The organism is Sphingopyxis sp. GW821-FHT02C12 (assembly GCF_059421785.1).
Map to the genome: position 1 here is coordinate 2118900 of NZ_JBWKVQ010000001.1, position 13091 is coordinate 2131990.

Consider the following 13091-nt stretch of genomic DNA (forward strand, 5'->3'; position numbering starts at 1 on the left):
CGCGCCGGCCAGCCTATTTGGGGGATCATGCAGTATCGCAACGACATCGCCGGACTGCGCGCCCTGGCCGTCCTGCCGATCCTGCTCGTCCACGCCGGGCTCACCGCGATCCCCGGCGGGTTCGTCGGCGTCGACATCTTTTTCGTCATCTCGGGCTATCTGATCAGCCGCATCATCCTGAAGGAGATGGACGCCGATCGCTTCACCCTGACCGGTTTCTATCGCCGCCGTGCGCTGCGCATCCTGCCCGCGCTGCTCGTCATGCTGGCGGTCGTGCTCGCGGTCGGCTGGTGGCGCCTGTTCCCGCAGGATATGCGCGACCTGTCGTGGAGCGCCGCGGCCACCGCGCTGTCGGGGTCGAACATCTGGTTCTGGCGCACGGTCAATTATTTCGGGGACGCCGAACTCACCCCCTTGCTCCACACCTGGTCGCTGGGGGTCGAGGAGCAATTCTATATCTTCTACCCGCTGCTGCTGATCGCGCTGCGCCGCTGGCTGCCGCGTCATATCGTCGCGGCACTATGGGTAATCGCCGCGGTGTCGCTGGCGATCGGCTATGGGCTGATCCACATCAACAAGGCGCAGGCGAGTTTCTATCTCCTGCCGTCGCGCGCCTGGGAACTGGCGCTCGGCGGGCTGGTCGCCACCGGCGGCTTCCCCACGCTTGGCCCGCGGCTGCGCGCCGTCGCGACCTGGACGGGCCTTGCGATGGTCGTCGCGGCGCTGTTCGTGATCGAGGAAGAGATGGCGTTCCCGGTGCCCTGGGCGTTGCTGCCGTGCATCGGCACTGCGCTGCTCATCGCCTATGGCGAGACCGGCGGCACCGCGAAGCTGCTGTCGCTCGCGCCGATGCGCTTCGTCGGCGATATCAGCTATTCGCTTTACCTGTGGCACTGGCCGGTGATGGCCTTCTGGCGCTTCGAGCGCGGGCTGACGCTCGACGCGGGCGAAATGGCCGCGACGATCGCGATTTCCTTTGCGCTCGCCATCCTCAGCTATCGCCTGATCGAACAGCCCTTCCTTCGGCGCGGCAGGGCGTGGGCGACGCCGCGCGTGTTGTGGGCCGCGCTCGCCGCGATGCTGCTCGTCGCGGGCGCCGCGGCACTGCTCGCGGTGCAGGCGGCGAAGGAGCGGATCGCCGATCCGCGCATCGCGCGCGTGCTGACCTATCTCGACTATGACTATGCGCCCGAAGGAATTTTGCAGTTCCGCAACGGCATCTGCATGGCGAACAGCGACACGCCGCATTTCGACGTTGCGCGGTGTGCGACGCTGCGTCCCGACCGGCCGAACATCATGATCCTCGGCGACAGTCACGCCGGGCATCTGGCGCGCGCGCTGGGCGAGCGCCTCGCGGATATGAATGTGATGCAGGTGACCGCTTCGGGGTGCCGCCCGGTCTGGCCGACGGCGGGCGACAAGCGCTGCACCGAAGTGATGGAGATCGGCTTCGGCACGCTTCCGGGTACGGGCCGGCTCGACCGGGTGATCCTCTCGGGCCGCTGGCGCGCCGATGAGATGGACGGCCTGCTTCGCGCCATCGCGCATGTTCGCGCCAAGGGCGTGCCGGTCACCGTCATCGGTCCGACGGTCGAATATGACGAGCCGATGCCGCGCCTGCTCGCGCGCGCGATCGCCCGCGACGATTTCGCGCTGGTCCGCAGCGGCCGCGACCCCGAACGGATGGCGCTCGATCGCGAGATGGCGCGGCGCGTCGGGGCGGCGGGTGCGACCTACGTGTCCTTGCAGGATCTGGAATGTCCGAAAACCGTCTGCCCGCTGTTCGCGTCGGACGGTTCGCCTTTCCATTTCGACTACGGCCATTATACGCTGCAGGCCTCGCGCGAGATCGTCGCGAAATTCCCCCTCGAAGCGATTGCCCCGGCAAAACCATGACCATCAGCCTGTTCGAATTGTTCAAGATCGGCGTCGGCCCGTCGAGTTCGCATACCGTCGGCCCGATGGTCGCGGCGCGGCGCTTTACCGTGTGGCTCGACGAGCAGGGGCTGCTGACGAAGACCGCGCATGTCGAAGCCGACCTTTATGGCTCGCTCGCGCTGACCGGAAAGGGGCATGCCGCCGACACCGCGATCGTCGCGGGATTGGCGGGCGAAATCCCGGCCTCGACCAGCCTCGCCGCGATCAAGGCGCATTGGGACCGCGCCGAGGGCGAGGGTTTCCTCTATCTGCTCGGCCGCCAGCGCGTGCGGTTCCAGCCGGCGCGCGACCTGCATTTCCAGATGCGCCAGCGCCAGCCGTTCCACAGCAATGCGCTGAGCTTCACCGCGCGCGACGCGGGCGGAGAGATTTTGGCGAAGCGCATGTATTTCTCGATCGGCGGCGGTTTCGTCGTCGACGAGGACGAAGCGGGGCGCAACAGCCGCGGCGCCGAGGACGAGGTGAGCCTGCCCTTCGCTTTCACCTCGGGCGCCGATTTGCTGAGCATGGGCGCCGCGGCGGGCAAGAGCTTCGCCGAAATGATGCTCGAGAATGAGCTGGTGCACCGCAGCCTCGACGAGGTGAACGCCGGGCTCGACGCGATCGCCGGCGCGATGGACGCCTCGATCGACGCGGGCTGCTGCAGCACCGGAATCCTGCCCGGCGGGCTCAAGGTCAAGCGCCGCGCGCCGCAGATCGCCGCCGACATCCGCAACCGCCACGAACAGAATCTGACCGATCCGCTCGCGATGATGGACTGGATCAACCTGTGGGCGATGGCGGTGAATGAGGAAAATGCCGCGGGCGGCAAGGTCGTCACCGCGCCGACCAACGGCGCGGCGGGGATCATTCCCGCGGTGATCCGCTTCTATCGACGCGGTTATCGCGGCGATGATGCGGGGGTGCGGACCTTCCTGCTCGCCGCGGGCGCGGTCGGCGCGCTCTATAAGCGCAACGCCAGCATCTCGGGCGCCGAGGTCGGCTGCCAGGGCGAGGTCGGCGTCGCCTGCTCGATGGCGGCGGCGGGGCTGACCGCGGCGCTCGGCGGGACGAACGCGCAGGTCGAAAATGCCGCCGAGATCGGCATGGAACATAATCTCGGCCTCACTTGTGATCCGATCGGCGGTCTGGTGCAGATCCCGTGCATCGAACGCAACGCGATGGGGTCGATCAAGGCGATCGACGCCAGCCGCATCGCGATGATTGGCGACGGCACGCATGTGGTGAGTTTGGACACGGTGATCGCGACGATGCTGCAAACGGGGCGCGACATGCGGGATAAATATAAGGAGACCTCGAAGGGCGGGCTGGCGGTTAGTGTTGTGGAGTGTTGAGCAGTACGTTCCCTTTATTGTCAGTGAGAGCCTCGGTTGAACTGGTGCTGAAACGCACTAGCCTCGTCGAATGAGCTTCTTCGTCTATCATCGTTACGGGGCATCGCAGCGCGATCCGTCTCCGTCCATTTTCCCCGAATTGCTTGATGAGTTGGAAGAGCGGCTTGACGATGAAGAGCATGGCGCCGTCTCTGTAGTGCACGCAAGTGAGTGGGGCCTTAGTATCTCCCACGGGGGATATGTCGCCTTCGAGAACGTCGAAAGCGACGATGAACCCCGACACATGAAGGGCTTATCTCGCGAGAAACTGATTAGCTTGATGGAGAATCTGGCTTCCGGAAATCTCGACGACCTTGAGAAAGAGCGCTGGCAAAGCGGATATTGAGGATCGTTCGACCGATATTTTCTTCGTGTTACACTACCTCGCTCCGCCGCAATGCCCCCGGCAATTGCTCGCACAGCTTGTCGATCAGCGATCGGGCCTCCAGTCCGGGTGACGGATATGGGAGTGCCCCCCGCTCACTTCGGGTAATCTCCGCCACCTAAGCTTCCTCGCATCTTGCATTGCCGCCGCATTTGCCTGATTGGAGCCGCCGAGAAGGAGACCCGCCCATGAAGACCCGCGCCGCCGTTGCGTTCGAAGCGAAGAAGCCGCTCGAAATCGTCGAACTCGACCTCGAAGGCCCGAAGGCGGGCGAGGTGCTGGTCGAGATCATGGCGACGGGCATCTGCCACACCGACGCCTATACGCTCGACGGCTTCGACAGCGAGGGCATCTTCCCGAGCGTGCTGGGCCATGAGGGCGCGGGCGTCGTGCGCGAGGTCGGCGCGGGCGTCACCAGCGTGAAGCCCGGCGACCATGTGATCCCGCTCTACACCCCCGAATGCCGCCAGTGCAAAAGCTGCCTGTCGGGCAAGACCAATCTCTGCACCGCGATCCGCGCGACGCAGGGCAAGGGGCTGATGCCCGACGGCACGACGCGGTTCAGCTACAAGGGCCAGCCGATCTTCCATTATATGGGCTGCTCGACCTTCTCGAACTTCACCGTGCTGCCCGAGATCGCGGTCGCGAAGATCCGCGAGGACGCGCCGTTCCAGTCGAGCTGCTACATCGGCTGCGGCGTCACCACCGGGGTCGGCGCGGTGATCAACACCGCCAAGGTCCAGGTCGGCGACAATGTCGTCGTCTTCGGGCTTGGCGGCATCGGCCTCAACGTGATCCAGGGCGCGCGCCTCGCGGGGGCCGACAAGATCATCGGCGTCGACATCAACCCCGACCGCGAGGCATGGGGCCGCAAGTTCGGCATGACCGACTTCCTCAACACCAAGGGCATGAGCCGCGAAGACACGGTCGCGGCGATCGTCCAGCTGACCGACGGCGGCGCCGACTATACCTTCGACGCCACCGGCAACACCGACGTGATGCGCACCGCGCTCGAAGCCTGCCATCGCGGTTGGGGCACCTCGATCATCATCGGTGTCGCCGAGGCGGGCAAGGAAATCGCGACGCGGCCCTTTCAGTTGGTCACCGGGCGCAACTGGCGCGGCACCGCGTTCGGCGGCGCCAAAGGCCGCACCGACGTGCCCAAGATCGTCGACATGTATATGACCGGCAAGATCGAGATCGACCCGATGATCACCCACGTCATGGGCCTCGAAGACATCAACAAGGGGTTCGACCTGATGCACGCGGGTGAGAGCATCCGCAGCGTCGTGGTGTTCTGATCCGGGCATGACCGGACCCTATGTCCTGACCTTCAGCTGCGGCGACGCGGTCGGCATCGTCGCGGCGGTGACGGGGCTGCTCGCGGAGCGTGACGGCTTCATCCTCGACAGCCAGCAATATGCCGACCTCGACACCGGGCGCTTTTTCATGCGCGTCGCCTTTCGCGGTGCTGGACCGCGCTTTCCCGATGGGCTTGCCGAGGTGCAGGCGGCGTTCGCCCCGGTGGTCGAGCGCTTCGCGATGGATGCGCGGATCAGCGACAGCGCGGTCAAGCCGCGCTTCGTCATCGCGGTGTCGCAGGGCAGCCATTGCCTCAACGACCTGCTCCACCGCTGGTCGACCGGCAATCTGGCGATCGATATCGCGGCGGTGGTGTCGAACCACGAGCATCAGCGACGGCTGACCGAATGGCACGGTGTGCCGTTCCATCATCTGCCGGTGAGCGACGCCAATCGCGCAAGCCAGGAAGCCGCGATCCTGCAGGTGATGGCCGATGCGGGCGCCGAATATCTGGTGCTCGCGCGCTATATGCAGGTCCTGTCGGGCGACTTGTCGGCAAAGCTCGCGGGGCGCTGCATCAACATCCACCACAGCTTTCTGCCGGGCTTCAAGGGCGCCAAACCCTATCACCGCGCGCACGAGCGCGGGGTCAAGCTGATCGGCGCGACCGCGCATTTTGTCACCGGCGACCTCGACGAGGGGCCGATCATCGAACAGGCGGTCGAGCGCGTCGACCATCGCGACGGGATCGACGACCTGATCCGCATCGGCCGCGACGTTGAGGCACAGGTGCTGGCACGCGCGGTACGCTGGGTCGCCGAGCAGCGGGTGCTGATCGACGGCCGCAAGACGGTGGTATTTCGCTGACAAAGCGGGCAGCATGTCCGTCTGGATTCGCAACGCATAACGGGACTTCACGCGATGACCGAGAGATTGCTGGGCACCGCCCTCGCGCTGTTGCTCGCCGGGCCGGCGTTCGCCGCCGAAAAGCTCGACGCGGGCCCGGCACCCGACACCAGCTATGTGACGACCAAGCACAGCGCCGCCCGCTTCGAATCGAAGGACGGGCGCGTCGCGGTGCAGCAGGACAATATCGCCACGCTGATCTGCCCCGAGTGCGTGACGCCGGCGCAACTGCCGGGCCTGCTCTATCACGCGCGCAACCTGAGCAAAAAGCCGGTGTGCTTCATGCTCGACATGCGGATGGACGAGGTGCGCCCCGGCCAGCTGATCGAATGGGGCGCGAACAAGGCGCATTATCTGAAACCCGGCGAATGGTATTTCAAGATCATCGGAGTCACCCACTCGATGGCGAACCGCGAGAGCGCCGATCTCGGCTGGAGCGGCGGCATCCGCGTGTGGGACCCGGTGCGCGCCGGCGGCTGTAGCACGCCGTAGCGCCCCACAAAATCAACGAAGAGGAGAGAGACATGTACAGTCACAACATGGTCGGGTCGAACGACCTTGAGGCCGCCCGGAAATTCTATGACGCGACCTTTCAGGCGATCGGCGGCAAGCCGGCGATCCAGGACGACAAGGGCCGCCTGATCTATATGCACAATGGCGGGCTGTTCCTCGTCGGGGCGCCGATCGACGGCGAAGCGGCGACGGTCGGCAACGGCTGCACCATCGGTTTCGCGATGGAAGGCCCCGAACAGGCAAAGGCGTGGCACGATGCCGGCGTCGCCAACGGCGGCACCTCGATCGAAGACCCGCCGGGCGTTCGCGAAGGCGGCTTCGGCCAGCTCTATCTCGCTTATCTGCGCGATCCGTCGGGCAACAAGCTCTGCGCGCTGCATCGCGTCGTCTGAGAAGGAGTCATGCGGGGCGAAGCGGGATTGCTGGCGGATCTGGATGCGCTTGCCATTCCCTTCGCCTCGTTCGAGCATGTTGCGGTGTTCACCGTCGCCGAGAGCGACGAGGTCAACGCCGCGATACCGGGGGCGCACACCAAGAATCTATTCCTGAAGGACAATGGCGGGGCATATTGGCTCGTCACCGTGCCGGGGGAGGCGCGCGTCGATCTGAAGGCGCTGCCCGACGCGATCGGCAGCAAGCGCGTCAGCTTCGGCAAAGCCGAGGATATGGGACGGCTGCTCGGCATCGCGCCGGGGTCGGTCACGCCGCTCGCGGCGATCAACGCGTCGCCGGGCAGCATAACCGTCGTGATCGACGCCGGGTTGGCGGATGCGGAGACGGTCAACGTCCATCCCCTGCGCAACACCGGCACGTTGGGGCTGTCGGGCGCCGCGATCCTGGATTTGCTGCGCCATTGGGGGCACCAGCCATTGGTTGCCGGGATTCCCATGCAAGACGGACAGTGAAAAGCCGCCGAAGCGCTTGGGCTTCGACGGCTTTTTCATCCGGGAAGTCCCGGCGGCGTTGTTAAGCCTGGGGTTCGGGCGCCGGCTCTTCGCTGGGGGCCGGTTCGTCGCCCGGCGCGGGTTCGTCGGTCGGGGCCGGGGCCGGGTCGGCGGTCGGCTCTTCGCTGGGTGCGGGGGCCGGTGCCGGTGCCGGTTCTTCCTTCGGTGCCGGCGCGTCGGGTTCCTGGGCACTCGCCAGCGGCGCGATGAACAGGCTTGCCGCCGCAGCGGTCACAATCGAAATCTTACGCATAAATTCCCCTATCGTGGAATGATGGAAGGGGCCGAACGACCGGCCCGCAATGACCATGCCCGCCGTTTCCCGCAGACTGTGGCATAGGGCAAAGCCTTGGCATCATTCGAAAGTTGCTCGCTTCGCCGCAAAATGTCCGTTCGCAGGACGAACGCACTCGAACGCGGGGCGAGCCGAGCCGTCCCGCAACGGTTCGGCCGGTGGTCCGCGGATTTCAGCCCGCCGCCATCGCCATCCACATCGCACCGATCAGCGCGAAGGAGCGCGGGTCGCCGGTCAGTCCCACCTCCATCCTGTTCATCACGTAACTGAAGGTCGCGCGGGCATCCATGTCGATGATGATCAGCGAGCCGCCATAACCGCCCCAGAAGATCGTGTTCGGATTGGGCAGCGGCACCAGTTCGCTCGGCAGGCCGAAACCCATGCCATAGCGGATCGGGACGCCGAGGATCATGTCGGTGCCCGCGATCTGGAGCTCGAGCGCCTTGCGGCACCCCGCTTCGGACAGCAGACGCTTGCCCTTGGCGACGCCGCCGTTGGCAAGCAGCGCGTGGATTTCGGCGACGCTGCGCGCGTTGCCTGTGCCGCCCGCCGCCGGAATTTCGGCGCCGCGCCAGGCGCGGGTGCGGGTTGCCGACACGTCGATGCCGGGATTGACGAGAGTCTTGCGATGGACGTCGCCGGTGAAATCGATGGTCATTTCGGGCGGCGGGATCAGGTCGGCGACGCGGTGATCCTCCGACACGGGCAGGCCGATGTGGAAGTCGGCGCCAAGCGGCTCGGCGATCTCCTCGCGGAAGACGGTTCCGAGCGACTTGCCGGTGATGCGGCGAACGACTTCGCCGACCAGATAGCCTTGGGTGATCGCATGATAGCCGGGCGCGCCGCCGGGCTGCCACCACGGTGCTTGCGCCGCGAGCAGCGAGGTAACCTTGTCCCAGTCGTAGAAATCCTCGGTCGTGATGGGGGTTTCCCAGCCCGACAGGCCGGCACTGTGGCTCATCAGATGCGCGACGGTGACGCCGTCCTTGCCGTTGGCGGCGAATTCGGGCCAGTAGCGCGCGACCGGCGCCGCGAAATCGAGGTCGCCGCGATCGGCAAGCAGCAGAGCGGTCAGCGCGGTCATCGTCTTGGTGGTCGAATAGACGTTGACGATCGTGTCGGCTTGCCACGGCCGCGTCTTCGCCGCGTCGGCGTGGCCGCCCCACAGATCGACCACCGTTTCGCCCTCGATCGTCGCGCAAAAGGACAGGCCGACGTCGCTTCCCGCCGCAAGGCTGGCGGCCATGGCGAGGCGGACGGCAGCAAAGCGGTCCTGACACGTTCCGTGAATGCTATTATCGAACACTCGGCGCTCTCCCCCTTTTGATTTCGGGCCAGCATGAACTAGGCTCGCGAAAAGACAAGCAGGACAAAGATATGACCATCGAAACCCTCTCCTCTGTCCGCAGCCATGGCGGCACGCAGGGTGTGTACAAACATGCCAGCACCACGACGGGCACCGACATGGCCTTCGCGGTCTTCATTCCCGATCATGCCGAGGGCGCGAAGCTGCCGGTGCTCTGGTATCTGTCCGGGCTGACCTGCACCCACGCCAATGTGATGGAAAAGGGCGAATATCGCGCCGCCTGCGCCGAACATGGCGTGATCTTCATCGCCCCCGATACCAGCCCGCGCGGGCCCGATTCGAACGGAAACGTCGTGCCCGACGATCCCGAGGGAGCGTGGGACTTCGGGCTCGGTGCGGGCTTCTATGTCGATGCGACCGAGGAGCCCTGGGCGCAACACTATCGGATGCGCTCGTACATCGAGGACGAACTGCCTTCGCTGGTGCTGCGCAATTTTCCGGCCGCCGACCTGACGCGGCAGGCGATCACCGGCCATTCGATGGGCGGGCATGGCGCGCTGACCATCGGGCTGCGCAATCAGGACCGGTTCCGCTCGGTCTCGGCCTTCTCGCCGATCGTCGCGCCGCTGCAATGCCCGTGGGGCGAAAAGGCGCTGTCGAACTATCTCGGCGACGCGCGCGAGGACTGGCACGCCTATGACGCCTGTGCGCTGCTCGATCAGGGGCTGCGCGTCCCCGACCTGCTGGTGGATCAGGGCGATGCCGACAATTTTCTCGTCGAACAGCTCAAGACCGAATTGCTGGTCGATGCCTGCGAGCGCAACGGGCAAAAGGCCGAGATCCGGATGCAGCCGGGGTATGACCACAGCTATTATTTCATCTCGACCTTTCTGGCCGAGCATGTCGCCTGGCATGCGGAGCGGTTGAAGGGGTAACCGTCGCCCCTGCGAAGGCGGGGGCCGCTAGCCATTTACGCAGCCGCGCTGGGCAAGGCCGCCAGCGGCCCCCGCCTTCGCGGGGGCGACGTCACGGAATCAGCACCGTCGACCCCGTCGTCCGCCCGGCCTGCAAGTCCGCATGCGCGCGCGCCGCGTCCTGCAACCCGTAGCGCTGGCCGATGCTGATCTTCACCGCACCGCTTTCGATCATCTCGAACACCCGAGCGGCACCCGCGGCGCGTTCGCCGGGGTGGAGGTAATAGTCGAACAGGGTCGGTCGGGTCACGAATTGCGAGCCATGCTGCGCAAGGATGCCGAGGTTGACGCCGGTCACCGGACCGCCGGCATTGCCATAGCTGACGATCAGTCCGCGCCGCGCGGTGGCCTTGAGCGATACCTCCCACGTCGCCATGCCGATGCCGTCGAAGGTCACCGGTACGCCCTGGCCGTCGGTCAGTTCGCGGACATGCGCCGCGACATCGTCGGATTTGTACAGCAGGACATGGTCGGCGCCCGCCTCGCGTGCCGCCTGCGCCTTGGCCTCGGTGCTGACGGTACCGATCACCGTCGCGCCGACCGCCTTCAGCCATTGGACGAGGATCAGCCCGACCCCGCCCGCAGCGGCGTGGACGAGCACCGGCCAGCCCGCCTCGACCTTGGCGCAGCGTTCGATCAGCATCTCGACGGTGCAGGCCTTGAGCAGGCCCGCTGCGGCGGTTTCGTCGTCGATGCCCGGCGGCAGCTTGAACAACGACGCAGCGGGGAGGAGGCGGGCGCTGGAATAAGCATTGCGATCGGGGCCGAAGGTCGCGACGCGGTCGCCGGGCTGGAGGCCGAGCACGCCTTCGCCGACGGCGATGATTTCACCCGCCGATTCGACGCCGAGACCGCTGGGTAGCGCGATCGGATAGGTGCCGTCGCGGTGATAGGTGTCGAGATAGTTGAGCCCGACCGCGGTCTGGCGCAGCAGCACCTGGCCAGGCCCGGGTGCGCCGAGCGTCACCTCGCGCCAGTCGATGACTTCGGGGCCGCCCTGCGTTTCGATGAAGGCCTGGACTGCTTGCATGATCGCGCTCCTGCTGTCCCGCCCATCTGGTGGGGCGGGCTGGGGAGTGCAAGGGCAGTCGTTCATTGCCATCGTCATTGCGAGGAGCCGAAGGCGACGCGGCAATCCAGAGCGGTACAGGGCCGCCCCTGGATTGCTTCGCTACGCTCGAAAGGACGATGTTCTAGATCATAGCCTGCCGCTTACTTCGACGGGCGGCGCGGGCTGCGCTGGCCGAAGGGCTTGGGCTTGTAGCGTTCGGTGTTGCCGCCGGGGCCGCCCGGACCACGCGGTCCGCGGGGACCCGATCGATCACCGCCGGGGGCACGACCAAGCGTCGCGCGCGGTGCCCGGTCGCCCGATCCCTTGTCGCGGCGTGGCGGGTAGGTCGGGCCGTCGGGTGCGGGGGTGATCGCGACGCCGCTGTCGTCCTCGCCATCCTCGTTGGCGCTGCGCACCACCGCTTCGGCGAAGCGGTCGGCGATCGCGCGGGGGATGTTGAACATCGTTTCCTTCGGCCCGATACGGATCGCGCCGATCTCGCCCTTGGTCACATGACCGCGGCGGCATAGCAACGGCAGGATCCAGCGCGGGTCGGCGTTCTGGTGGCGGCCGATGTTGAGGCGGAACCAGACGCTATCCTCGAACCCTTCGCGGCGGTCGCCGCCTCCTTCGCCGCGATCGGGACGCTCGAACCGCTCGCCGCGTTCGGGGCGGCCGGCGCTGTCGCGGCCGCGCGCGCTGTTGTCGATCAGATCCTCGGGCGCCGGCATCAGCGCGCGGTGGGCGCGGACGAGCGACGCGGCGATGTCCTCGGGCGAGCGTTCGGCCATCAGGCGCTGCGCGAGTTCGATATCCTCGGGCTCATGCTCGACCGGGGCGAGCAATTTCTCGATCAGCCGTTCCTGATCCTTCAGGCGGACATCGGCGGCGGTCGGCGCTTCCATCCACTCGGCGTTGATCCGCGCGCCGCGCAGCATGCCGTCGACGCGGCGACGACGCGGATAGGGAACGATGATGACCGCGGTGCCCTTTTTGCCCGCGCGGCCGGTGCGGCCGGAGCGGTGCTGGAGGGTTTCGGCGTCGCGCGGGATTTCGACGTGGATCACCAGCGACAGGCTGGGCAAGTCGATCCCGCGTGCGGCGACGTCGGTCGCGACGCAGACCTTGGCGCGGCGATCGCGCAGCGCCTGCAGCGCGGCGTTGCGTTCGTTCTGGCTATGCTCGCCCGACAGCGCGACGGCGGCGAAACCGCGATCGGTCAGGCTGGCGTGGAGGCGGCGGACATTGTCGCGCGTGGCGCAGAACAGCATCGCGGTTTCGGCGTCGTGGAGGCGCAGCAGGTTGATCACCGCGCCCTCGATATCGGCGGGGGCGACGGTCACCGCCTGATAGCTGATGTCGCCGTGACCGCGATCTTCGCCGACGGTCGAGATGCGCAGCGCGTCGCGTTGGTAACGCTTCGCCATGTTCGCGATCGGCTTGGGGATGGTCGCCGAGAACATCAGGGTGCGGCGCGTCTCGGGGGTCGCGTCGAGGATTTCTTCCAGGTCTTCGCGAAAGCCCATATCGAGCATTTCGTCGGCCTCATCGAGCACCGCGACGCGCAGCGCGGTGAGGTCGAGCGCGCCGCGTTCGAGATGGTCGCGCAGGCGGCCGGGGGTCCCGACGACGATCTGCACACCCTGGTTCAGTGTGCGGCGTTCCTTGCTGGCGTCCATGCCGCCGACGCAGGTCGCGATGCGCGCGCCGGCCTTGGCATAGAGCCAGCTGAGTTCACGGCTGACCTGCATCGCGAGTTCGCGGGTCGGGGCGATGATCAGCGCAAGCGGCGAGGTCGCGAAGGGCAGGCGACCGTCCTCGATCAGCTGGTCGGCCATCGCGAGGCCGAAGGCGACGGTCTTGCCGGAGCCGGTCTGCGCCGAGACCAGCAGGTCGCGGCCAACCGCTTCGGGTTCGACGACGTGGGTCTGGACGGGGGTGAGATTTTCGTAACCGCGCGCGGTCAGAGCGTCCGCAAGGACGGGAGACATCGTTTCGAAAGGCATTATTGTTCTTCTTATCCTGTGCGGCGATATGCCGTTTTCTTGGGTATCCTCGCCGCCATCAGGCAATTGATGCAAAGCGGCCGGGCCATCGCCCAGCC

At 66.4% G+C, this 13091-nt stretch carries 13 protein-coding genes; 9 read left to right on the top strand and 4 right to left on the bottom strand.

All coding sequences use genetic code 11. The features are described from left to right. Positions 1–27: 27 nt before the first annotated feature. The 8 genes from AC07U1_RS10200 (at position 28) to AC07U1_RS10235 (ending at position 7322) form a co-directional block, all read left to right on the top strand. The gene (locus AC07U1_RS10200; protein WP_056346265.1) at positions 28–1896 is read left to right on the top strand and encodes an acyltransferase family protein; all 1869 of its coding nucleotides are present in this window, start codon (positions 28–30) and stop codon (positions 1894–1896) included. Next, positions 1893–3272 carry an L-serine ammonia-lyase gene (locus tag AC07U1_RS10205; RefSeq protein WP_056346267.1) on the top strand — a complete coding sequence of 460 codons (1380 nt, stop codon included), beginning with the start codon at positions 1893–1895 and terminating at the stop codon, positions 3270–3272. Before AC07U1_RS10200 ends, AC07U1_RS10205 begins: the two co-directional genes overlap by 4 nt. Before the next feature lie 70 nt (positions 3273–3342). Then, positions 3343–3657: a hypothetical protein gene (locus AC07U1_RS10210; RefSeq protein ID WP_495176602.1), complete on the top strand. Its 315-nt coding sequence runs from the start codon at positions 3343–3345 to the stop codon at positions 3655–3657. A 227-nt stretch (positions 3658–3884) separates the two neighbouring features. Beyond that, a complete protein-coding gene (locus tag AC07U1_RS10215; RefSeq protein ID WP_495176601.1) occupies positions 3885–4997 on the top strand; it encodes an S-(hydroxymethyl)glutathione dehydrogenase/class III alcohol dehydrogenase in 1113 nt (370 codons plus the stop codon). A 7-nt stretch (positions 4998–5004) separates the two neighbouring features. Further along, positions 5005–5865 (top strand): formyltetrahydrofolate deformylase, encoded by an 861-nt coding sequence (gene purU, locus AC07U1_RS10220; protein ID WP_492736755.1) that lies wholly within the window; start codon positions 5005–5007, stop codon positions 5863–5865. Between the two features lie 54 nt (positions 5866–5919). Further along, on the top strand, positions 5920–6396 hold the full coding sequence (locus tag AC07U1_RS10225) for a hypothetical protein (RefSeq protein ID WP_187140921.1): 477 nt from the start codon (positions 5920–5922) through the stop codon (positions 6394–6396). Between the two features lie 32 nt (positions 6397–6428). Beyond that, entirely contained in the window at positions 6429–6809 is a 381-nt protein-coding gene (locus AC07U1_RS10230; protein ID WP_056346275.1) for a VOC family protein, read from the top strand. Positions 6810–6818: 9 nt separating this feature from the next. Next, the gene (locus tag AC07U1_RS10235; RefSeq protein WP_495176600.1) at positions 6819–7322 is read left to right on the top strand and encodes a prolyl-tRNA synthetase associated domain-containing protein; all 504 of its coding nucleotides are present in this window, start codon (positions 6819–6821) and stop codon (positions 7320–7322) included. A 61-nt stretch (positions 7323–7383) separates the two neighbouring features. On the opposite strand, the gene AC07U1_RS10240 is transcribed toward AC07U1_RS10235, so the two are convergent. Both AC07U1_RS10240 and AC07U1_RS10245 read right to left on the bottom strand, forming a co-directional pair. Beyond that, positions 7384–7614: a hypothetical protein gene (locus AC07U1_RS10240; RefSeq protein ID WP_495176599.1), complete on the bottom strand. Its 231-nt coding sequence runs from the start codon at positions 7612–7614 to the stop codon at positions 7384–7386. Positions 7615–7828: 214 nt separating this feature from the next. Beyond that, on the bottom strand, positions 7829–8902 hold the full coding sequence (locus AC07U1_RS10245; RefSeq protein ID WP_495197692.1) for a serine hydrolase domain-containing protein: 1074 nt from the start codon (positions 8900–8902) through the stop codon (positions 7829–7831). A 131-nt stretch (positions 8903–9033) separates the two neighbouring features. Here AC07U1_RS10245 and fghA point away from each other — a divergent pair, with 131 nt between their 5' ends. Then, entirely contained in the window at positions 9034–9897 is an 864-nt protein-coding gene (fghA, locus tag AC07U1_RS10250) for an S-formylglutathione hydrolase (protein ID WP_495176597.1), read from the top strand. A gap of 91 nt (positions 9898–9988) precedes the next feature. On the opposite strand, the gene AC07U1_RS10255 is transcribed toward fghA, so the two are convergent. Beyond that, positions 9989–10966 carry a quinone oxidoreductase family protein gene (locus AC07U1_RS10255; RefSeq protein WP_495176596.1) on the bottom strand — a complete coding sequence of 326 codons (978 nt, stop codon included), beginning with the start codon at positions 10964–10966 and terminating at the stop codon, positions 9989–9991. A gap of 182 nt (positions 10967–11148) precedes the next feature. After that, a complete protein-coding gene (locus AC07U1_RS10260) occupies positions 11149–12993 on the bottom strand; it encodes a DEAD/DEAH box helicase (RefSeq protein WP_495176595.1) in 1845 nt (614 codons plus the stop codon). Positions 12994–13091 lie beyond the last annotated feature (98 nt).